The 21,688-nt window shown below is 66.8% G+C and carries 14 protein-coding genes and 3 pseudogenes; 6 read left to right on the plus strand and 11 right to left on the minus strand.

Translation table 11 applies throughout. From position 1 onward, the window contains the following. Positions 1 to 24: 24 nt before the first annotated feature. From STTU_RS25040 to STTU_RS25050, 3 genes are all read right to left on the minus strand, one after another. A complete protein-coding gene (locus STTU_RS25040) occupies positions 25 to 726 on the minus strand; it encodes a hypothetical protein (protein ID WP_007828002.1) in 702 nt (233 codons plus the stop codon). Beyond that, positions 726 to 1,055, minus strand: a complete 330-nt coding sequence (locus STTU_RS25045; RefSeq protein ID WP_050776761.1) for a DUF6112 family protein — start codon at positions 1,053 to 1,055, stop codon at positions 726 to 728. The genes STTU_RS25040 and STTU_RS25045 overlap by 1 nt, the downstream gene beginning before the upstream one ends. 65 nt (positions 1,056 to 1,120) lie before the next feature. Continuing rightward, positions 1,121 to 1,468, minus strand: a complete 348-nt coding sequence (locus STTU_RS25050) for a hypothetical protein (RefSeq protein WP_007828004.1) — start codon at positions 1,466 to 1,468, stop codon at positions 1,121 to 1,123. Positions 1,469 to 1,512: 44 nt separating this feature from the next. On the opposite strand from STTU_RS25050, the pseudogene STTU_RS33495 reads away from it, so the two are divergent. After that, positions 1,513 to 2,345, plus strand: a pseudogene (locus tag STTU_RS33495) (IS5 family transposase). On the opposite strand, the gene STTU_RS25065 reads toward STTU_RS33495, so the two are convergent. Together STTU_RS25065 and STTU_RS25070 are read right to left on the minus strand one after the other, a co-directional pair. Beyond that, positions 2,300 to 2,641 carry a hypothetical protein gene (locus tag STTU_RS25065; RefSeq protein ID WP_234019315.1) on the minus strand — a complete coding sequence of 114 codons (342 nt, stop codon included), beginning with the start codon at positions 2,639 to 2,641 and terminating at the stop codon, positions 2,300 to 2,302. The pseudogene STTU_RS33495 and the gene STTU_RS25065 overlap by 46 nt on opposite strands. 15 nt (positions 2,642 to 2,656) lie before the next feature. Beyond that, on the minus strand, positions 2,657 to 3,751 hold the full coding sequence (locus tag STTU_RS25070; RefSeq protein ID WP_043256297.1) for a C40 family peptidase: 1,095 nt from the start codon (positions 3,749 to 3,751) through the stop codon (positions 2,657 to 2,659). A gap of 399 nt (positions 3,752 to 4,150) precedes the next feature. Between STTU_RS25070 and STTU_RS25075 the strand changes: the two genes are divergently transcribed. Then, positions 4,151 to 4,897 carry a DNA-methyltransferase gene (locus tag STTU_RS25075; RefSeq protein ID WP_007828006.1) on the plus strand — a complete coding sequence of 249 codons (747 nt, stop codon included), beginning with the start codon at positions 4,151 to 4,153 and terminating at the stop codon, positions 4,895 to 4,897. 92 nt (positions 4,898 to 4,989) lie between these two features. On the opposite strand, the gene STTU_RS25080 is transcribed toward STTU_RS25075, so the two are convergent. Beyond that, positions 4,990 to 5,916, minus strand: coding sequence for a DUF5655 domain-containing protein (locus STTU_RS25080; protein WP_043256298.1), 927 nt, complete (start codon positions 5,914 to 5,916; stop codon positions 4,990 to 4,992). 313 nt (positions 5,917 to 6,229) lie between these two features. Here STTU_RS25080 and STTU_RS33500 point away from each other — a divergent pair. Both STTU_RS33500 and STTU_RS33505 read left to right on the plus strand, forming a co-directional pair. Beyond that, positions 6,230 to 6,484: pseudogene (locus tag STTU_RS33500) on the plus strand (helix-turn-helix domain-containing protein); the annotation flags it as partial. Continuing rightward, positions 6,477 to 6,710: pseudogene (locus STTU_RS33505) on the plus strand (tyrosine-type recombinase/integrase); the annotation flags it as partial. The pseudogenes STTU_RS33500 and STTU_RS33505, both read left to right, overlap by 8 nt. Positions 6,711 to 6,925: 215 nt before the next feature. Here STTU_RS33505 and STTU_RS25085 read toward each other — a convergent pair. The 3 genes from STTU_RS25085 to STTU_RS25090 all read right to left on the minus strand — a co-directional run bounded on the left by STTU_RS25085 (position 6,926) and on the right by STTU_RS25090 (position 15,107). After that, the gene (locus STTU_RS25085; RefSeq protein ID WP_043256300.1) at positions 6,926 to 7,213 is read right to left on the minus strand and encodes a hypothetical protein; all 288 of its coding nucleotides are present in this window, start codon (positions 7,211 to 7,213) and stop codon (positions 6,926 to 6,928) included. Further along, the gene (locus STTU_RS34755; RefSeq protein ID WP_158678810.1) at positions 7,210 to 7,539 is read right to left on the minus strand and encodes a DUF4258 domain-containing protein; all 330 of its coding nucleotides are present in this window, start codon (positions 7,537 to 7,539) and stop codon (positions 7,210 to 7,212) included. The genes STTU_RS25085 and STTU_RS34755 overlap by 4 nt, the downstream gene beginning before the upstream one ends. Before the next feature lie 380 nt (positions 7,540 to 7,919). Next, the gene (locus tag STTU_RS25090) at positions 7,920 to 15,107 is read right to left on the minus strand and encodes a polymorphic toxin-type HINT domain-containing protein (RefSeq protein ID WP_007828011.1); all 7,188 of its coding nucleotides are present in this window, start codon (positions 15,105 to 15,107) and stop codon (positions 7,920 to 7,922) included. 526 nt (positions 15,108 to 15,633) lie between these two features. Here STTU_RS25090 and STTU_RS25095 point away from each other — a divergent pair. After that, positions 15,634 to 19,089 carry a DNRLRE domain-containing protein gene (locus tag STTU_RS25095; RefSeq protein WP_043256301.1) on the plus strand — a complete coding sequence of 1,152 codons (3,456 nt, stop codon included), beginning with the start codon at positions 15,634 to 15,636 and terminating at the stop codon, positions 19,087 to 19,089. A 202-nt stretch (positions 19,090 to 19,291) separates the two neighbouring features. After that, positions 19,292 to 19,705 carry a hypothetical protein gene (locus STTU_RS25100; RefSeq protein ID WP_007828013.1) on the plus strand — a complete coding sequence of 138 codons (414 nt, stop codon included), beginning with the start codon at positions 19,292 to 19,294 and terminating at the stop codon, positions 19,703 to 19,705. 4 nt (positions 19,706 to 19,709) lie between these two features. Here the strand turns inward: STTU_RS25100 and STTU_RS33510 are convergent. Together STTU_RS33510 and STTU_RS36260 are read right to left on the minus strand one after the other, a co-directional pair. Continuing rightward, positions 19,710 to 20,518 (minus strand): IS5 family transposase gene (locus STTU_RS33510; protein WP_086021156.1). Its coding sequence is split into 2 segments (ribosomal slippage): positions 19,710 to 20,179 and positions 20,179 to 20,518, totalling 810 coding nucleotides; the frame shifts between segments, so codons are not numbered across the junction. A 46-nt stretch (positions 20,519 to 20,564) separates the two neighbouring features. Beyond that, the gene (locus tag STTU_RS36260; RefSeq protein ID WP_420713564.1) at positions 20,565 to 21,464 is read right to left on the minus strand and encodes a DUF4265 domain-containing protein; all 900 of its coding nucleotides are present in this window, start codon (positions 21,462 to 21,464) and stop codon (positions 20,565 to 20,567) included. Positions 21,465 to 21,688: the final 224 nt, after the last annotated feature.

Consider the following 21,688-nt stretch of genomic DNA (forward strand, 5'->3'; position numbering starts at 1 on the left):
CCTTCGTCTTCGTTGAGTTGGAGGTCATGGGGCCACCGCCGGGAGCGCTCCGGCCAGCGCGCACGGGCGCTGGGGCCAGCACTGGACGGCGAGCGTGGCCGTGCGGGTCTCCGCGCCGGCCTTCGTGTGCCCCTTCCAGGCGATCGACTGGTGGCCGGTGACGGTGACGGCGTAGACGTACGCCGTGCCGAGGCGGGCTGGGTCCTGGCGCAGCGCGCGGGCGAACGCCTCGGGGTACCGGGCCTCCGTCGCGGTCGCCGTCGCGTACTGCTCGGAGGCCGACATCTCGGTCCACAGCGTCGGTGAGGGCACCTGTTCCTCGACGGACTCCCGGTCCACGACCTGCTTCTCGGGGGTGAGCCAGCGCTCCAGCAGTGCGAGGTGCTCGACCTGCGTGGTGCTGCGGGTGTCGTACGACCACAGGGCGATGGCGGCGGCCTTGGCGTAGGTGAGCGGATCGGATGTCGACGGAGGCTCCAGCACCTTTGAGGGCGGGACCGCTTCGGCCTCCGGAACGTCCTCGGCGGGGGCGGGCGAGGAGGGATCGCGCCCTGTGGGGGCGGGCGATGCCGCCGGGATGTGAGCGGCAGGTGCGCCGTCGGGGCGGGTGAGATACCCGACGAGCCCGGCGACAGCGAGCAGGACGACGAGGACGAGCGCGCCGAGTGCGAGCCTGCCCTTCGCGCCCGTGGCGCTGCGGTCAGGTGTGAAGGAACGTTTCTTCATCAGTGCACCTGTGTGCCCAGGGCGGAGAAGAAGGTCACGATCCCGTTCGCCGCCCCGAGCAGCAGGGCAGCCCCGGCGCTGACGAGCACGCCCTTCTTGCCGGTCGCCTCCGCCTGGTGGCCGCCGGAGTGGTGTCCCCACGCCCAGACGGCAGCGCTGACCGCGAGTGCCCCGACGGAGGCGATGATCGCGAAGAGGTTGATGCCCCCGACGACCTTCTTGAGGACGGAGAGGCCGGGCAGACCGCCCTCGGTGGGTTTGACGCCCGGGTCGTAGGCGAGCTGGATGACGTCGAGGACGTGGTGCACGGGCACTCCGATTCCGGGCATGCCGAAGGCAGCCCTGGCGCGGACGGGAGGAAAGAAGAGGAAGGAGAGGGGGAGGGAGGAAGCGGTCAGCGCTGCCGGGACGACCGGGCGGCGGTCGACGACGGTGCGGCCGGACGGTCGGCGTCGCCGGGGTGCGCGGCGCGACGGGAGCGGGCCGAGGAGGTGCCGCTCGCTATGCGGCTGAAGACGCCGGGGCGCGTGGCCTTGATCTGCCGGAGCAACTCGGGCTCAGGCTCGGATAGTTCGCTGGAAAACTCCTCGACGATCCACGCCGCCTCCTTGAGCTGCCCGTGGACGGACAGCACGGAGCTGCGGTACTCGTTCAGTTCGGTGGGCGCAACGGGCTCCGGGGAGAGGTGGAAGCGCACCGCACACTCCAGGGCCGGTGCCGCCCGCAGCAGCGCCTTGTTCACTAGGCAGTGTCTTCAAATGATCACCGCTGGTGGATCATGGTGTCGTGATACGTCGCCATGAACTGTCGGATGCCGAGTGGGAGTTCGTCCGGCCGCTGCTGCCCGAGTCGTTGCGGGGACGCAAGCGGTTGGACGATCGCAGGGTCCTGAACGGGATCGTGTGGAAGTTCCGGACCGGGACGGCCTGGCGGGACGTGCCCGAGCGCTATGGCCCGTGGGCCACGCTGCATACGCGTTTCCGCAGGTGGGCGGCGGACGGGACGTTCGACCGGATGCTCCGCGCCGCCCAGGCGAAAGCGGATGCGGCGGGCGACGTCGACTGGCTGGTGTCCGTCGACTCGACGATCGTCCGCGCTCACCAGCACGCGGCCGGGGCCCGAAAAGGGGGCTCCGCGACCCGGCCCTCGGCCGGTCAAGAGGCGGTCTGACCAGCAAAATCCACCTGGCCTGTGACGGGCGGGGCCGACCCCTGGCATTCGTGGTCACGGGTGGAAACACCAACGACTGCACCCGGTTCCCCGCCGTGATGGAAGCGATCCGCGTGCCCCGGATCGGACCCGGCCGTCCCCGGGTCCGGCCCGATCACGTCCTAGGCGACAAGGGCTACAGCTCGAAGGCGATCCGCGCCTGGCTCCGTCGCAAGGGCATCGCCCACACGATTCCCGAGCGGGCCGACCAGGCCCGCAACCGGGCCCGGCGGGGCAGCCGCGGAGGCCGCCCGCCGGCCTTCGACCGCGAGGTCTACAAGCACCGCAACGTCGTGGAGCGGTGCTTCAACCGTCTGAAGCAGTGGCGCGGGATCGCCACCCGGTACGACAAGACTGCCGAGTCCTACGAAGCAGCTGTCACGCTCGCGTCACTCCTGATGTGGGCGTGACATTTGACGACAGAACCTAGCAGCGCGGCGTGCGCGTACGCGTAGGTGGCCCTGCGCTCGGCCTCGGCCTCAGGCGACTCGCTCGCCACGTCGACCGGCCCGACGGCGTTACCGACAAGCCCCGCGTACGACTCGGAGAGGTGCGTCAGCATCTCGGAAAGCCCCTGCCGGTGAACGGAGTTGAGGGCGGCGAGGCGGTAGAACGCGGCGGCGCACTGATCCAGGTGGCGGGCCGTCTCCCGCAGGAGGTCCGCCTGGCGCTCGACCGGCAGGTGAGCCTGCGGCTGGTACGGCAAATGATTCCCTTCTGGTCAGACGACCCGCCGGGCGGCGAGGATGTCCCCCCGCCAGGCGTCGAGGGTCGTGATGCGGACGACGTCGCCGGTGTGCGGCGCGTGGATGATCAGTCCGGAGCCGATGTACATCCCGACGTGCTCCGGCGCGGCGGCGCTCCCCTCGGTGAAGAGGAGGTCGCCCGGCTCAAGGTGGTCGACCGAGACCGCCTTGCCTTCCTTGACCTGCGTGTATGTCGTGCGGCTGAGATGGAGCCCGGCGGCGGCGTACGACTGCTGCATGAGCGAGGAGCAGTCGCACCGGCCCATCGGGTCCGGGCCGTGCGCATCCGTGCAGGATCCGCCCCACTGGTACGGCGTGCCGAGCTGCCCCTGGGCCCAGCGGATCGCGGTCCGCACCGGGACCGGGGCGTCCTTCGGGATGGTGTAGCCCCTCGGGACTGTGCCGACCGGAATCGGCCCGAACTGCGCCTCGTCGGCGACGCACCCGTCGCCCGTGGCGAGGGAGCCAGCGCCTGTGTCGCCGTCGGGATCCAGGACGTGGGCGAGCGCGGTCCGGAGGGCGAGCGCGAGGTCCTCCCACTTGGCGTAGGCGTCGGGGAGAGCCGAGCGCTGCACTGCCTGCGCCGCCTGGGTGAGGGACAGCGACTGCCACCCGTCCACCTTCCGCAGCGCCTCGTAGAAGCGCGTCGCCGCGTGCACCGGGTCCCGGATCTCCTCGACCGTCCCCCACCCCTGCGAGGGACGCTGCTGAAAGAGCCCCACGGAATCGCGGTCCCCGTACGCGAGGTTGCGCAGCCCCGACTCCTGAAGGGCGACCGCGAGGGCGATCACCTGGCCGCGCGCGGGGACGCCGAGCGAGATACCGGTGGCCACGATCCGCTCCGCGTTCGGGATCTGCTCGGCCGGGTCGGGAAGACCCTCGACGTTCACCTCGGTGGCCTTGCCGCCCGCGAGGAGGTGCTCGACCTGGCCGGCCACAGCAGCCGTGTCGACGGGGGAGGTTGAGGTGCAGCTCGCTTCGGCCGTCGTACTCGCGACAAGCAGTACGGGCGCGGCGAGCAGCAGGGGTGCGGCGGCCAGCAGACCGAGCGCCGCTCCGGTGGTCTTCACGAGGTCGTAACGCGTGTTGATGTGTGCATGGATGCCTCCCGTGGTGAGAAGGCGCGGCGCCGGAGACAGTACGAGAAGGTCCGCGACGCCGCGCCAGGCACGTACCGCTCAAGGCGGCCCGGCCAGAGAGGGATGGGCCCCTGTTGGCCGTGGGTGCGAGCGCGGCAGCAAGCCGCCCTCGTAATCTCTCGCGCCGCACGAATGCCTCCGAACACGCAGGTCAACGCCCTCCGAACCGGCTTCCGGCGGGCTGTGCGGCGAGACGGTACGCACGAACCTCGGCCGCACCAAACGGCAGCCGAGGCACGGGAGTCGAGAGGCGGTCGCGTTAGGTACGGCCGAGGTTCGCGGCTACTCTCCGCCGGACCCATTCCCGCCTGGCAGAAAGGGGGCGAGCCGATGGGCTACACGCTTCACCGCGGCGACGCGCTCACCATCCTCAAGACCCTCCCCGACGAATCGGTCCACGCCGTCATCACCGATCCCCCGTACAACAGCGGCGGACGCACCAGCTCCGAGCGCACCGGGCGCACCGCGCGCGCGAAGTACGTCACGAGCAACAGCGCCCACGACCTCGCCACCTTCCCCGGCGAGAACCGCGACCAGCGCTCCTACCGCTCCTGGCTGACCGAACTGCTCACCGAGGCGTACCGCGCGGCGACCGAGCACTCCGTCGCCATGGTCTTCTCCGACTGGCGCCAGGAGCCCACCACCACCGACGCCCTCCAGATGGCGGGATGGACGTGGAGCGGGACGATCTCGTGGATCAAGCCCGCGAGCCGCCCCCGCAAGGGCGGACCCAAACAGGACACCGAGTTCGTCACCTGGGGTGTCAAGGGCGCCCTCGACAACACCCGCGACCTCTACCTCCCCGGCCACTACATCGCCTCACAGCCCCGCAAGGACCGCGTCCACATCACCCAGAAACCCGTCGAGATCATGCGGCAGCTCGTCAAGGTCTGCCCCGAAGGCGGCACGGTCCTCGACCCCTTCACCGGCAGCGGCGCGACCGGCGTCGCCGCCCTGCGCGAAGGACGCAACTTCCTCGGCGTCGAACTCTCCACCCACTACGCGGACATCGCCGAACGGCGGCTGTGCGCGGAGCTGACCCAGGACGACTTCGTCCTCGCCGGGCCCGAGGAGTGAGGTCGAGAACCGGCCCGGGGCCGGCGGATCGCAGACGGCGAAGGGCGGCTGGTGCACCGTGAGCCGGTGCACCAGCCGCCCTTCCATGTGCGTCAGGCCGCTTCGAAGGCCCGCCGTATCAGCGGCTGCGCCCGCTCCAGGGTGGCGGGTGAGCCGACGCGGACCTCCAGGTCTCCCGTCCCGAGGTGGCCGATCCCGCGCATGTCGCGTGTGAAGCCCTCCTCCAGCTCGACGGTGTCGGGGTCGAGGCGCAGGTACGTGAGGATCACCTTGTGCCCGGGGCGGAACAGGACCGAGGCGATGTTCACGAGGCGCCGGTATGCGATGTAGTGCTGAAGCGGGGTGACCTCCACCTCACCCCACGCCGTGAGGGCCTCATCCAGCTCCGCGTACAGGTCCTCCAGGCACGCCGGAGCGGAGCATCGCGCCGACGGAACCGGCGCGGCGGGCGGCTTCGGTGCCCCCGCGGTCCGCTCTCTTCTGCGCTGCGTCCCGCTGGGGTGCGGCACGCCGGGTGAGGAGTGCTCCAGCAGGAGGCTCAGCAGGTCCCCGTCGAAGACGCGGTAGCGCACGAGGTCGATCCGCTCGGGGACGTTGTCCACGGCGACGCGGTCGTGGTGGGAGAAGGCCGACGCGATGCAGATCATCCGGGGGCGACGCCAGTCGATGCTCTCGGCCGCCTCCGCGCCCAGCACGTCACGGACCAGCGCCTCGAACTCGTGACGCGCCGAACGCAGCCAGGTCATGTACGAGACGGCCTGCGACAGCACGCCGCTGTCCGAGCCCTTCTTGTACTCGATCACGACCGGGGCACCGGTCTCGTCGAGCCCGAGCGTGTCGATCCGACCCCGGTGCCACGGACCCGTCGCGTACTCCGAGGCCAGGAACCGCACCCCGAGCATCGCCTCCAGCCCCGCCTCGACCCGCCGCTGAAGCTCCACCTCCAGCGCCACCGCCGAGCCCACCAGCTCCACGTCCCGCCCGTCTGCACGCCGTCGGAACACCTTCAGCTCGGCCACCAGCAGCTCCTCCCGTGATTCCTGCACGGGACCCAATCACCGGGCGGTCGCGAATATTCCACGTGCGCAAGAAGCTCCCGCCGTTGAGGTGGCGAGGCATCGCTCGTGCCTCCTACAACAGGCGGCACGAGCGCCATCTCGACGACGTGCGCATCACGATGCCGTCCCCCTCCAAGCGACTGAGGTGGTGCGAGACAGTGAGCCTTTTCCAACCTGAGGGTGTGGTCCGCCAGTTGGTCGGCTCTGCGACACGAAGAAGCTCCTGGTAGACGGTGTCACGACCAAGATCCACCGTGCCGCACAGGAGCTTGGTGTGCTTGTCTACCCGTCGGCGATCGATCTGTCCAGCGTCCATTTGCGGTACCTCGCACACCAGTTGGCGCTTCACCGCCGGGATATCGGCTCCCGGTGGCGGCGGCTGACCGCAGGTCGGCAGGCGCTGCTCGTCCTGGCCCATCTGCGCTGCGGCGACACCTACGCCCAGCTCTCCGCAGGGTTCGGCATCGGGATCGCGACCGTCTACCGATACGTGCAGGAGGCCATCGACGTCCTGGCCGCACACCCGCCGCTTCCGCCGCCTCCTCCACAGCGCAGGCCTCCGGGCGATCCGCTTCCACGACCTCCGGCATTCGACCGCCACCCTGCTCCTGGAACAAGGCGTCGACCTCGTCGTCATCAAGGAACTCCTCGGCCACGCCCGCATCGGCGTCACCGCCACCGTCTACGCCCACGTACGCCTCCGCTTCCAACGCGAAGCCATGACCGCCCTCGGCGACGCCCTCAACCGCCCCTGACCCCGCGCACGGGCACACGGCAACGGCGGCGCACACCCCTGGTGTGCGCCGCCGTTGCCGTCAACTACTGCCGTCAGGTGGAGACGTAATGCCAGATTCCGGACAGCCGGCGACCCCTCTGATTCGCTCAAGCGAATCAGAGGGGTCGCAGTCAGAAGGTGTGACCGGCTCACGAGAAGGCGCCGGTCGCGATACCTCCAATCGCGGCAGCACGCCTACCCGAACAGTCGCTCCAACACATCGAGGGCTTCCTGGATAGCCAGCGCGTCCTCGCGAGGCAATTCATGCAGATCACCCCGATCAAGAGCAACAGCATAGATCTCCTCAAGAACCCACCATTGTGAGCGAATTTCCTCGCTCAATGGAGATGTCGCGAGATTTGACGAAACCGAGTCGAGATCGTCGATCAGGCTCCGGAGCGAGATGTCTCCGGAGCGGTACTTCCGGATCGACTGACGTGCGCCTTCGCGCAACCACTGCTGCGCATCAGAACCCTCACTCACTGCTTGATCCTTCCGGAACTAACGGTGACAACCCGCCCAGTTGCGGCATCCGTAATCACCGTCACATTATTCTCCGCTTCATAGTACGCCGTCGTCCCGGCCCGCTTACCTGGCATCTTTTCGCCGACATGAATGGTGTTTTCCACCGCAGACGGCATGAGGCCGCGCTCCTGCATCCGGTCAATCGCATGTCCGGTGTAATCGCGACCTGCGATTGTTGCCGGCTCATTTGGCGAAAGATTGCGGAAGTTCGTGCCCCTCCCGCCAACCGGGGTTGTCGGGCAGTTGCCGTTGTGAACGAGTACCGGAGTCTGTCCCGCCAGCACATAGTACGTGTGCGGAGCTGCACACCAGCAGCGCACAAAATTCACAGTCTTCGAAATCTCGGTCTACAGCAGCTCAGATCTCGCAATAGATACAGCCCAGCTAACGAATGCCTCACCCACTGACTTGTCTAGAACATCTACGCCGAACTCTCCATTTGCATCCACGCGCACATGCATTAGCTCGCCTGGGCCTCCCGGGGTGAGGTCCCAAAATTCCACCACCCAGCCCTCACTCCCTTCCTTGCCGTCACTAAGCACCGCAACCTCGATCAGAGCGCCATTGTGGTCATGAAATCCCATCCGACCCAGCCCTTTCCGAAATGAACAAAAACGCGTGGCCGCCCCGAGGTGAGGCGGCCACACATTTGGTATTCGTCTAACTAGTCCCTGAACGAATGCAGCTGCCAACTTCCGCTGCCGCCAGGCTGCCTAAACTGCACTGCACCCCATGGAACATGATACTCAATGACGTTATCGCCAGCTCTGTTACTATAGCGCTGCACTGCCACCTTCGGATCATTAAGAATTCTGGCGAGTGTCTCCTGTCCGAGGTCACTCCAAGCCCACGGATTCTTCTTGCCGCTTGGCTCTGGCCATTGGCCAGAATTCGTAGAGCGACCGGCATGCTTTTTCAACTCGTGCCCTGCGCGCGAGTAATTGTTCTTGTCGGGCGCAGCTCCTCGGGCCAAAAGTTCTGCCACCGTCGGGCACGTCGAATTGTGCACAAGCACCGGAGTCTGACCCGCCAGCACATAGTACGTGTGGAAGACGTCAACGGTCAGGTTGTAGGTGCGCTGGCGCTTCTTGTAGTGCCGGGTCGCCGTGACCGTGGCCTTGTCGCCTGTGGTCGTGCGCAGGTGGGTGCCGATTTCGAGTTTGCCGGCGTCGATCCAGCCGTTTGCGTCGATTGACCAGAAGGGGTGCCCCTCCGTCGCGGTCAGAGATGCAGGGCCGTGCTTGGTGACGATTGTCAGGTCAACGAATTTTTTGTCATGTTCGGTCGTGATGGTGGCGGTGACCTTGTGTGCCTCCGACTCTCCGGTGGAAGGGTCGGTTGCTATAACTTTGTCCCCGGTTTTGACATCCTCGATCTTCTTTGTGCTGCCGTCGGCTAGTGCCACATCAGTGCCAGCAGTGAAGCTGTTCTTTCCGGATGCGCACGAAACGATCCCAGATAGACCGCTCGCCTTGGTCTTAGAACCTCTGGATTTGAACCCGCCGCGCATCTCGTTAGGCAGGCCTACATGATCGTCACCCGCCGGAATGAATCGCATTTGAACGAGACGCAGCGGATACTGGCCCCCGTTACCGCATTCCATGTCTTCACAGATTTGAAGGACGAGGTTTACCTTTTCGTTCCATTCGCTTTCGTAGTCAAATGGACCGTATTTATTGAAATTTTTCTCGAAAAGTTTTACGAATTTATTTACGAACTTCTTCAGGTTTCGAGAAGGGAGTTCAATGGTTTGCCCGGTTATCTGGTTTTTCCAGACGGGTGAGCTTTGAACCTGGCCGGAGTAATTTTCCGACTTCTCATTCATGTCGCTCAGCGGGACCGGTTCCCGGTTGGAGGCGTCTGATCCATTCAGGCCGTGGTATCTCCCGTTCTCATCCATCAGCTGCAGAATCAGGCCAGTTGGATCCGATGCGGAGACGGGGCTGTTGTTGCTGTAGCTGTACCCGTTGATCTGTTGCGGGTCGGTGAGGTCCATGACCGGGTCGACGCTGATGAATCGGCCGGTTGTGGTGTCGTATTCGCGGGCGCCGATGTGGGTGAGGTCGGTAGTGGTGTCGTCGATGCCTACGCCGAGGTAGGTGTGTTTGTCGGGCCAGTTGGTGGGTTTTGTTCCGCGTGTCTCGCCGTAGGGCTTGAATTCGCGGCGGGTGATCGCTTGGTTGCCGGTGAGTTCGACGGCGGTTGATGAGGTGCCGAGGAGGTCGGCGGGGGTGACGGTGAGGCGGTGGGCGGTGGTGGCGCCGTTGGAGGTGGAGCGGGTGACGGTGGGGGTGCCGGCCTGGCCGTAGCTGCGGGTGGCCTTGGTGATCTTCCCGCTGGCGTCTGTGGTGAGTTCGGTTTCGCCGAGGTAGAGGGTGCTGCCGGTGGTGGAGTGCTCCAGGAGGCGGTTTCCCTCGGTGTCGTAGACGTAGGTCGTCTGGGACGTGCCGACGGTCGCCGTTCGCAGTCGCCCGGCCTGGGTCCACTTCAGGTCTTGGGTGCCGGTGGGCAGGGTGCGGGTTTCGGTGTTGCCGAGGTCGTCGTAGCCGTAGGTGCTGTTCTGGCCTGTGGCGGTGGAGTTGACGGCGGTGAGGGTGTGGGGCTGGGCGAGCGTGGGGGCGCTGGTGCCGTTGCCGTTGACTTGTTTGCCGTAGGTGTAGGTGTAGGTGTTGGTGACGTTCTTGGTGGTGTCGCCGGTGTTGTGTTCGGTGAGGGTGTTGCGGTTGGCGGCCCAGTCGTACGTGAAGCTCTGCCAGTAGCCGGTGGCGCCGGTGCTGACTGTGGTCGCGGCCGGGGCCGCATTGGTGAGGGTTTCGGTGAGGGAGGTGTCAGGCGCTCCGGTGGTGTCCGCGGCGGTGTCGGAGGCGTCCGCGCCTGCCGGTCCGGAGGGTTCGGCGTTGGTCTGGTAGCCCCACTTGGTGCCGGCGGTGTTCTGGCAGCCGGTTCCCTTGCCGTTGGGGATGAGGTTGGAGGTCCAGGCGTGGACGAGTTGGCCGAGGCGGTCGTAGGTGTAGCACTGGTTGTCCCAGGTGCCGTCGCCGAACTGCCGTGCCTGGGAGGAGATGAGGCCGGAGGCGTCGTAGGAGTAGGTGCTGTCCGTGACGCGGTGAGGGCCGGCGGTCTCGCGGTCGGTCACGGTGCGCTGGAGGCGACCCGTGTGCTCGTCGATGAAGTTGGTGGTCCACAGGCGGGAGGGCTGCTTGCCGCTGACGGAGCGCAGTACTTCGCCGAAGGGCGAGTAGGTGGTGTCGGAGGTGTACCAGTCGATACCGGACGTGGATTCGGCGAGGCCGTCCTCGTCGTAACGGGTCAGGACGCGCTCGGCGGCCAGACCTCCTACAGCGGGCAGTGTGACGCTGAGGGGCTTTCCGGTGGGCGTGTAGGCGTACTGGTAGGAGTAGGCGTCGCGGTCCAGTCCCTTGGTGAGGTCGTTCTTCGGGATGACGATGTCTTTGCCGGTAGGACGGTAGGCGGCGTCATAACCGGTGACCCTGCTGACGTATTTGCTGCTGCCGTCGTAAAGAGTGGAGGACACGGGCAAGCCCAGAGCCCCTGGCAGCGTGTCGTACGTGTACTCCTTGACCGGGTCGCCGGTCTTGTCGCCTTCCCACACCTTGGTGATGCGGCCGAGGACGTCGTAATCGGTGGACGTGACCCGCCCGAGCGTGTCCGTGGCCCTGGTCTGACGTCCGGCGTCGTCGTACTCGAAGCTGCTGTCACCGGAGTCGGGGTCGGCCTGGCTCTTGAGCTGGCCAAGGGCGTTGTAGGTGTAGGTCCACTCGGTGCCGTCGGGGGCCGTGACGTGGTTGAGGTTGCCGCGCGCGTCGTACTCGTAGCCGGTGAGTCGTTTCGCGGTCGCGGCGGCGTTGACGTACTGGCGGATGGACGTGGTGCGTCCGAGGACGTCGGTGTAGGTGTCGGTGACGGGGGTGGTGGAGCCGGGCGCGTCGACCTTGGTGTAGTTGTCGCCGTAGGTGGTGTAGGTGGCGTACTTGAAGGTCTGGCCGTAGAAGGTGGAGACCTGGACGGGGCGTTCGCGTCCGTCGTAGCGGGTGCGGGTCTTGCTGGGGAGCAGGCTGTCCGAGCGTCGCTCGAACAAGTGGGTCGAGGGCTCGCCCTTGGCGAGGTAGGGACTCGTCTGCTCGTTGACGAGGCCGTGGTCGTTGTAGCTGGTGTCGGTGACGATCCGCCCGCTGCCGTGGGCCTCCGTCTGTGTCTGGACGGCGCGTTGCAGGCCGTCATAGAGAGTGACGGAGCTGCTGTAAGTGCCGTCGTCCTTCAACGTACGGGTCGTGATGGCGGCAGGTGAGGTCGTCTTGGCATCCGCCACAGCCGCCTGGTAAGCGATCTGCACGTCCGGGTTGGTGGCCGAGGCATGTTCCGGGAGCCAACCCTTGACCACGCGGCCCAGTGCGTCGTATTCGGTGCGTGTGACCCGGTTGTTGGGGTCGGTGACCGTCAGGGCGGAGCCACGGCCCGGGTCGAAGGTCGTGACGGTGGGACGGCCCATGGCGTTCAGGACCTTTGTGGAGGTTACGGGGCCTCCGTTGTCCTCCGGCTTGTCGATCGCAGGGGTGTACTGCGTCTCGGCGGTGCCTTCACCGGGCTTGCTGACGGTCCGGGTCCGACCTGCGGCGTCGTAGGTGAAAGTCGTTTTGAGGTCGCAGCACTTGCCGTCGCCGTTGCTCTTGGCAATGGTCGTGGCTTTGCCCTTGGTGGGTGCGGCCCCGTAGGTGCCGCCGTCGTAGCTGGTCTGGACAGTGCCGATCAGCCTGGTGGCCGGGTCAGCGTCGGCGGCGCCGGAGCACGGGGTCGCGGTGGTACGGACTTGCTTGGGCAGGCCGATGATCCAGCGGTCGGCCGCCGGGTCATGGACGTAGTCCGTGGTGACGCACTTTTGCTCGCTGAGGGTTTCACCCCCAGGCTTCGGCTTGACGACGGACGTCTCCATCTTGACTGGCAGCCCGTAGGTGTCCTCGACCTCGGTCGTGGTACGCACGGCTTCCCACGTGGTGCCGACGGTCCTGATGGCGTCGGTGCGCTTGATCCCTGAGCGGTACGACTTCAGGGGCGGGAGGTCCGTGCCGTCTTCGCTCTCGCGCTCGCGGGAGGCTGTCTGCTTGAGCCAGGGGTAGTTCAGGGTGCGCTGGACGACTCGCCCGTCGGTGCGGTCGTAGGTGATCGCCTCCGCCGCAGTGCCTGCGAAGGGCTCGGCGTCGTCATCGGTGAGGGTGTACGTGCCGGTGGAGTCCTTGACCGTGCCGCCTGTGCCCTGGAAATACCGGGTGGTCTGCGTCGACTGGGCCTGGGGGTCGCCGGCCTTGACGTTGCCCTTCTTCCCCTTGGTCGTCGTGACACTGCGGTATCCGCGCCAGTCGCTGTACGTGCGCAGCGACGGCTTGCTGAACTCGTCGTCGCTCTTGGCCCAGGCCGGGTCCTTGTAGGTGTACTGCGTGTAGACGGGGTCGCCGTGTGCGGCCACCTTGTCCGTCTCCACGACGGAGGCGACGACGTACTTGTTGAACCACGCCTTCGCGGGCTTCTTCTCCTCGCCGTCCGGCGACCAGCGCACCGGGAAGCAGGTGCCGTTCTTGCTCTCGGCGTCCGAGGCGGGCTCGGCGGAGCAGCCGCCCGTGTACTGGACCTCGATGTCACCGCCGTCGGGGGTGGAGACGATCCCGATGCGCGGGCGGGTGAACGGGGGCCGCTGGTCCTTGGGGCCGCTGGTGACGAGGTTGGGGAGCTGGCGGTCCAGGAGCCTGCTGTGCAGAGGGTCGCGGCTGCCGACCGTGTATGCGGTGAAGCTGACGCCGGAGGCGGAGTCCAGGGTTCCGGTGCTGTCGCCTGGGGCGTAGCCGCGGTGGGTGATGGAGTTCAGCCACAGGCCGGGCGCGCTGTCGTACCACTCCTCGGGGAAGGACTGGTTGAGCTTCCAGCTGTCGACCTTCCCGAGGGCGCTCTGCCCCGGGCGGGCGGCCTTGGTGGTGATGGTGTCCAGGCGCATCTGCGTCCAGAACGACGGAAAGCTCGGGCACAGGTCCGAAGTCGACTTGCAGTTGAGGCTGCCGGGGGTGTCCCACCAGTAGCGGTAGGCGCCGGGGTCGTCCGTCTTGGCGAAGTTCGCGGACGCGCACAGGGTGGCCGACTCCAGGCACCGCTGCGCGGCGGTGAACTCGATGGTGGCAGCGGGCTTCGTCAGGTCCGCCCGCATCCCGTACTCGATGGAGGCCGGGTAGGCGGAACGGTCGTACTGTTCAGGGGACTTGTACTTCTTCCGGGCGCTGTAGTAGTTGGTCTCCTGCTTCCAGTTGACCACCGTCGTGTTGCCGTGCAGGTCGACGATCTTGTCGAGGCCCCACCGCCATGCCTGCTGCTTGCCGCTGCCGCACCGGGAGTCGGCGAAGGAGTCCTGGTGGCAGGGCTCGCCGGGGTGGTTGCCGAACACGGGGACGGTGGAGACGGAGTCCGTGGTGGCGTGCCCGCCGCCGACCGCGTTCAGGCCGTAGTAGTAGTCCGTTCCGTCGGTGGTCGTGACAACCCAGTACTCGCCGTCGTTGTCGTCATTCGTGCCGCCCGTGCGCAGTTCGACGCGGGTGCCGTCGTCCTGCTGGGGACGGTAGACGTCCCCGTTCGCGCCGACCTTGACGAGTTCCGTGTTCTTCCCGTTCAGGGACATCACCGCGTTGTCCGACACCCAGCACAGGTCACCGGTCTTGTCGCTCTTCGCCGTGTTGTTCGGGGTTCCGGCGTTCAGCTTCTTCGTATCGTCCGAGCAGGAACGGTAACGGCGCTCGATGTGGCCCGGGTCGTACCCCCAGCCCTCACCGATCCACGACGACTGCGGCGAAGCGATCGCCGTCTTCCCGTCGACCTCCTGCGAGTTGTACGAAAGGGAGACCTGCGGGGTGGGCCCGGCGGGCGCCGGCGGAGTGGTGAGGGGGTAGGACCAGGCGAACGCGCCGGACGAGTTGCCCGCCGACCATTTCCCGCTCGACGCCAACGGCGTTGCCTTGAACGTTCCCCCGGGGCCGCTGCCGGAGTCGACGGCACCGACTACGGCCGAGGAACCCGAGGCGGTGGCCGAACTGATCGCCGTCTTCGCCCACTGCGCGGAGACGCCTTGCGTGACGAGGGGTGTGTTCGGGCGGGGCGCGACGGTGGCGGTGACCGTCTTCGTCAGGGTGTCGTTGGCGGTCTCCAGCTCCTCGTACTGCCGGCACTCCTCGACGTCCGGCGTCGTCCGGAAGCAGTCCGGGAACTGCACCAGCCGCAGCCGCGAGGCCCAGTCGGCACCGTAGAGATTCTGGAACTTCGCGTAATCGAGCTCGACCGACACCGCAACGGCATCCGCCGAAGGAGCATCGACCTGGAGGACGGCCCCGTCAACGCCCTGCTCGACCACGTCGGTGCGCGCGTCCAGGCTGACCTGCCAGGTGCCGGTGGGCGCGGGCTGGTCGGGAGCCTGTCCCAGCTTCACCGGCAGCGAGCCCACCGGTACCGCGTCAGTCGCCGCTTGGGCCGACAAGGTGCGAGCGGCGCTACCGGAGAAGGTCACCGTGCCCGAGCCTGCCGCAGGTGGTGTCGCCGTTCCCGAGGGCGCCTCGTGCTGGTCGTCGGGGACCTCGGCCTTCAGCGAGTCCAGGTTGACGTCGAAGGTCCCGCCGTCCACGGGCTTGTCCTGCTTCAGCTTCTCCAGTACCAACTCATCGCGACCCACCTCGGCCTGATCAGGACTCGGTGGCACCGCGAGAGCCTGCGCCGGCAACAGCCCGAGGACCAGCGCCACACCGAGGACCGTCCTGGTGGCACGACGTGATGGACGGCGATGCGCGCGCCGCGATTGACCGAACACTGGCGGAAGTCCCCTCGGACCGTGGGAGCGAGACCAGACGGTCACGCGGGAGACAGCAGATGCCCGAGATTTTGTGACGCTCAAGTGAAGATCCGCTACCTGTGCAGCCTCTGTGTGAACATCATCACGCACTAAATCGTGACTTCACTTTCCAGTCGCGATTTCTGTGCCCAAAGCGGCCAAACCCATTCGCACGGTGCAGTTAGTAAGGCATCAGGCATTCACTCCTCAAGGGCCCTTAATGCCCCTGCGATGAGGAGATTCATGTCTATTGATGTGCATTCAGTGCCCCTGTGCAGGGTGCGGACTTCATGCGGCCCATCCCGGCGTCCATGAAGAGCGGGCAATCTAATGCCCGTGATCGCGTATTTCATGTGTGGAGATTCCGTGACCTGCGGTGCGGTGGCGGGGCATCATCAGCACGCTGACCGCGCTCATCACTGCCCCCGGCATGCGAGGCCGGCGCGTCGCACAGCCGTGCCGGGTCGTTGTGACCAGGCCCCAAGGGGAGGAACACGTACCGTTGTTGTCACAACGACAGAGGCACCGCAGGCGCGGCGCCCTCGCAGCCGGCGGACTCGCCGCCGCGATCCTCGCCTCAGGGCTCACCTACGCCGGGCTCCACGACGACCCCGCGCAGTCGGCCGACGCGCCCGCCCGGCCCCCGAAGGCCGCACCCCGCACGGTCGACGCGGCTGTCGCCGCCGCTTCCCGCACCGGGAAAACCGTCGAGGTGACGGCGCTGCGTACGCCCACCTCCACGACGTGGGCGCGTCCCGATCACCTGATGGAACGCCGCATCACACCGGTGCCGGTCAGGGTGTTCAAGGACGGCGAGTGGAAGCCCATCGACGCCACGCTCACGCGCACGAAGAGCGGCTGGGAGACCAAGGCGACCAGCGCCCGCATATGGTTCTCACCCGGCGGGCGCGGCGAGGGCAAGCGGTCGTCCCGGTCGGTGCGCCGCGTGCCCCTGCTCCAGCAGGCGGCAGCGGCTGACGCCGAGCCCCAGACCCCGCTGGCGTCCCTCGACGTCGGCGACCACACGGTCCAGTTGACGTGGCCCGGTGCCGTTCCGACGCCCATCGTGGACGGCTCCCGCATCCTCTACCCCGAAATCCTCCCCGGCGCCGACCTCGTCCTGACCGCCGACGACGGAGGATTCGCGCAGCTCCTGGTCGTCAAGAACCGTGCGGCCGCCGCTGACGCGCGCGTGCGCCAGCTCTCGTACGGCCTGACGTCGAGCACCCTCGTCTTCCGCATCGACCCCCTCTCCGACATCGTCTCGGCCGAGGACAAAAACGGCGACGAGGTCGCCTTCTCTCCCTCGCCCGTCATGTGGGACAACGCCGGCATGCCGGCGGTGACCGACGGCCAGGTGGGTGCGAGCGCGCAGCCCTCCACTGCCGAAAGCCTTCCCCCTACCTCCTCCGCGGCCCCCGAGGAAAGTGCCACCCCCACCCCGGAAGAGGAGACGGAGGTGGAGACGGACGAGCAGACCGACACGAACCCGGAGGTGCTCCCAAGCTCCAGCGACGAGCCGGCCCCCTCCTTGTCGGAAGCCCCCCCGCCTTCTGTTCCGGCGGAGCCGACCGCCGCCCCGAGCCAGTCCGGCAGCGCGGCGACCCTCGGCCTGCCCTCGCTGGACGGCCCCGGCCCCGACAGTCACGGCTCCCTCGTGGACGCCGACCTGGTCGGGGACCAGTGGCTCATCAAGCCGGACGCGGACTTCCTGGACGCCGACGACACCGTGTACCCGGTCTTCATCGACCCCTCGGTCACCAAACAGCTCAAGAGCTGGACGACTGCCTACAGTCGTTTCCCGAAATCCACGTTCTACAACGGCCGCAACTTCAACAAGGGCGGAACTCACGAGGCGCGCGTGGGCTTCGAGTCCGACACCTGGGGAACGTCCCGCTCCTACTTCAACATGGACTTCGGGTCGGACCTGAAGGGCGTCAAAATGGAGGACGCCACGTTCCGTCTCCTGGAAACGTATTCCTGGTCGTGCAGCGCCCGCTCCATGAGCGTGCACGTCACCGGAAAGATCGGGTCGAAGACCAACTGGTCCAACGCTCCCAAGCTCCACGACGGCAACAAGATCACCAGCCGGTCCTTCGCTCACGGGTACAAGTCCGGGTGCAGGGACGATTACGAGACTTTCAAGGTGACCAAGCAAGCCCAAGCAGCGGCCGACGGCGGAAAAGACATCATCACCTTCGGCTTGCGCGCATCGGACGAGAAATCGCAGTACGCCTGGAAGAAGTTTCGCGCCAACGGCAACGACGGCATCCCCACCCTGAAGCTGACCTACAACCGCAAGCCCTCCGCCCCCACCGGCCTCGACCTCAGCCCCGACTCGAAGTGCACCACCACCGAGCCCTACGTCCGCATGGGTGCCGAGGACATCACCTTCACGGCCAGCGCCGCCGACAAGGACGGCAACCTCGACTACCTCGACTTCGACCTGTGGCCCACCGGCAAATGGGACACCACCAAGGACCTCCTGAAGACGACGGGACAGGCCAACCTCTCCGGCTCCTCCGCCAAGGCGACCACAGCGAAATTCCCGACGAGCAAACTCACCAACAACACGCTCTACTCATGGCGTGTACGAGCCGTCGACGACCGCAAGGCGACCTCCGCCTACTCCCCGTCGAAGACTCCCTGCCGGTTCATCCTCGACACCTCGGCCCCCAAGGCGCCCGAGGTGACCTCCACCGACTTCCCGGACGCCGATCTGAGTGACAACGGTTTCGGCAACGGCAACGAGGACGCGGCCTGGAGCACCAAGAAATTCGGCACTGCCGGCTCCTTCACCTTCCGCGCGCTGAACACCGACGTCGTGAAGTACGAGTACAGCTTCAACGGCGGCAACTACAACTTCTCCCGCACCCGCACCGCCGGGACCGCGACCTCCGTCAAGCTCACCATCACGGATGCCAAGCCGCCGACGGCCGGCCCGAACGTCCTCTTCGTACGCACCGTCGACGGAGCAGGCAACGTCTCCCAGGCCACCAAGTACTACTTCTACGTCTCCCCACGCGACGAAGCCGACACGCCGGGCGACTTCACCGGCGACAAGCTCCCCGACCTCATGGTGGTGACCGAAGCCGGCAACCTCGCGCTCTACCCCTCCCAGGGCCAGGCAACCGACGTGACGAAGGGCAGCGGCGACCTCGACTACTCCATGTCCGGCGCCTACCGCGCCAACCCGAGCAAGGACCCCGCAGGCGACGACCTCCCGCCCTACGTCTCCGCCTCCGGCCACTTCAAGGGCAGCACCCTCATCACCCACAACGGCGACATCTACGGCGGCGACGGCCTCCAGGACCTCGTCGCCCGCGTCGGCGGAAAACTCTGGGTCTACCCCGGCGACGGATACGGGGCAGTCAACACCGACAAGCGACGCGAGATCCTCCTTCCGTCCAACGCGCCCGACCCCGCCACCCTCACCCAGATCGTCGCCGCCGGCGACATCACCGGCGACGGCAAGACCGACTTCTTCGCCACCGTCGGAGACGCCCTGTGGGCCTTCACCGGCTACAACGGCGCCGCCATCTCCACCGCCACCCGCCTGACCAGCTCGCCCTGGCTCGACCGGGACATCGTCATGGTCCAGGACGTCAACGGAGACGGCGCCGCCGACCTCGTCTTCCGCGACGACTCCACACAAAAGCTCCAACTCCGCCTCGGAAAGAAAGCCGCATCCGGCGGCACCGACCTCAACTCACTCGCCGTCGCCGCCAACTCCGTAACGGGCGTGGACGACCCGTACACCGGAACGGGCTGGACCAGCAGCACCGTCCCCTTCGTCATCGGTACCCCCGACGCCAACGGTGACGGCATACCCGACGTCTGGGCCGTCCGCAGCGACGGCTCCGTCCGCTTCTACGCCGGAGGCAAAACCACCCTGCCAGGCTCAGGCACCACCATGATCACCGCGAACGACGCCTGGAAGAAACGCATCGCGGTCGGCTGAGCCGGCACCCGGTCCGGGCCGAGGAGGCGCTACTGCCACCTCGGCCCGGTTCGCCTTACTGATCGTTTCACAATGAGGTCCGTGAGGGACGGGATGCTGGGACGCTCGGCTTCGTCCGTAGGATCACTTCATGCCTGCTGACGAACGCGTAACCCGGTCCACGTTCTCCGGTCGTATCCAGCCGATATCAGCTCCTCGGTCCATGCCGGAGCTGCCTCAGCGGATCTGGTCAGATGAAGACTGGAAGCGGATCCAGCTCGGCTATGCGGCGCGGGACATGGACGAGAAGTGGGACGTCTTCACGGAGGGCGAGGTCGTCTTCCTGCACCGAAGCTGGACGGGTAACGGAACCTTCGCGGCGACCTTCGCGCCCGTTGATGGCGGTGGATGGCGGATCGACAGTGCCGTAGTCGAACGTGACGCCGAACGCTACCGAGGAACGGACGATGCCTACGACTGCGTCATGCTTGAGCTGGTGATCAGCGCCATCGTGCTTGGCGAGTCGGCGACAGACCTCCGGACGAAGCTGGTCGAGTTGACTCGTCGGGAGTCGGGTTCCGATGCCCCGGCCGGGCTGATTCAGCACAGCGCCCTGGGGCTGCGCTCGGACGCCTAGCCGATCACTCTGGGACCGCTAGACGTCGGATGCAGATCAGGCTGCAGGCCAGTTCGAGCAAACCCTGGTGGAGATCGGCGCGTCGTTCGTAGCGGGTGCGGAGTCGTTTGAACTGGTGCAGCCAGGCGAAGGCTCGCTCGACGACCCAGCGCACCTTGCCTAGTCCGGAGCCGTGGGCGACGCCGCGTCGGGCTATGACGGGTTTGATGCCGCGTTTCCAGAGCAGGCGGCGGTACTTGTCGAAGTCGTAGCCCCGGTCGGCGTACAGACGCCGGGGCTTACGGCGGGGACGTCCCCGAAGACCTCGAATCGACGGGACGGCATCCAGCAGCGGCAGGAGCTGAGTGACATCGTGCCGGTTGCCACCGGTGAGCGTGACTGCGAGCGGGGTTCCGTCTCGGTCAACGATCAGGTGGTGCTTGGAGCCGGGGCGGGCCCGGTCGACGGGCGAGGGGCCGACATGGTCCCCCCTTTGAGGGCGCGGACATGCGACCCATCCACGGAGCAGTCGTCCAGGTCCAGCAGGCTGGCGCGGCGAAGCTCGGTCAGCAGGGCGGCGTGCAGGCGAGGCCAGACTCCTGCCTCGGTCCAGTCCCGGAGCCGACGCCAGGCCGTCACGCCGGAACAGCCAACGGTCTCGGTCGGGACATCGCGCCACGCGACACCGGTCCGCAGCACATACATGACGCCGGCGAGCGCCACTCGGTCGGGAACACGCAGCCGTCCCGGGTGGCGGCGGCGCCGTACGGGAGCAGGCGGCAGCAGCGGGGACACCCGCTCCCACAGGCCGTCAGGAACAAGATCAGCACGCACTCCGAATACCTTGCCGACCAAGATCGTCAGACACAAGACCCGCAGCTCAACTCATTCTGAAACGATCAGTTAGAACTCCCAACGGAATGAGCGTTCGAGTCAAAAGTCGGGCTCCCAGTGAAGGGAACCGGCTTGGGCTGGTGCTCTCAGCGCCTTCGTGAGGGCAGCGCGATCGGTGCCGGGCGGCAGGTCGACCGACCCGAAGCCACTCGTGTTGCAGGGCAGCTTCAAGGACCTCGTACAGGTGCTCATGCAGCTGGTCCCGGTCTTTGTGCTCCGCGACGAGGGCGACGCGAAGCGTCCGGTCGCCGGACTTCTGCACCACCGAGGCGACCAGGTGGTTGGTATCGATGGTCACCACGTCGCGGTAGCAGATTCCGTACGTGAAAAACGGCAGACAGGCCACTTCGAATATGTCTTCGGTGAGCCGACGGGTCCACAACTGCTCGCGCCAGCCCTCCTGTCGCTCCGAGAGGTCAGCGTGAATCATGTAGTTGCTCGGAACCCGGCCGATGGGGTCCTCGTGCGTGATGATGGTGATGGCGTCCCTCCTGGAGCAGGATCCCGACCTCAAGATCCTGCAACACGCTTCCCTGCTGGAACTTGGCGGGTCGCAAGCAGTCGTCGCCAGCAGATGAGCGCGCATCCCAGGGTGAGGAACGCCTCGTGGATGTCGTCTCGGATCTCCCAGCGGATGCGCAGGCGGGCGAAACCAGTGCAGGTGAGCGAACGCGCGCACCACGAACCGGCGTTGGGTGCCGAGTCCGAGCCGTGCTCCGTGCTGCGGCGGGCGATCAGCATCTGCCTGCCTCCGGCGGTTCGGGGCGGCCCCGGAGAATAGGGCCGGTCGAAAGATCGGAACCGCGCCCCGGTCGACTTGACCATCGGCGGGCGAGCCGTCGTGGCGCGCACCTTGGTGAACCTCCACAGTGCCGAGAAGGGGCATAGGCGGCCCGGCCAGAACCCCACGCGTGGCAGCGCCGTGGCAGGACGCCCTCGGACGCGGCGGCACGGGACGGACGCGCTGGACCGGCGCACGTGGTCTGATGAGGCAAAACAGCACTCGGCGGCATAACGTGGCACAAGAGAGCGCGATCTCTAACGGCCTCGTAATGCGTAGGTCTCGGGTTCGAAGCCCGAAAGCGGCTCCACGGTGAACCCCAGGTCAGG

This window comes from Streptomyces sp. Tu6071, from assembly GCF_000213055.1.
Classification (GTDB): domain Bacteria; phylum Actinomycetota; class Actinomycetes; order Streptomycetales; family Streptomycetaceae; genus Streptomyces; species Streptomyces evansiae.

What these genes read in the sequence shown, in the direction of transcription:
- STTU_RS36260 (WP_420713564.1), bottom strand. Translation starts at nt 21,464, where the DNA reads ATGCCCCTTCTCGGCACTGTGGAGGTTCACCAAGGTGCGCGCCACGAC.
- STTU_RS25040 (WP_007828002.1), bottom strand. Translation starts at nt 726, where the DNA reads ATGAAGAAACGTTCCTTCACACCTGACCGCAGCGCCACGGGCGCGAAG.
- STTU_RS25100 (WP_007828013.1), top strand. Translation starts at nt 19,292, where the DNA reads ATGCCGGAGCTGCCTCAGCGGATCTGGTCAGATGAAGACTGGAAGCGG.
- STTU_RS25075 (WP_007828006.1), top strand. Translation starts at nt 4,151, where the DNA reads ATGGGCTACACGCTTCACCGCGGCGACGCGCTCACCATCCTCAAGACC.
- STTU_RS25045 (WP_050776761.1), bottom strand. Translation starts at nt 1,055, where the DNA reads ATGCCCGGAATCGGAGTGCCCGTGCACCACGTCCTCGACGTCATCCAG.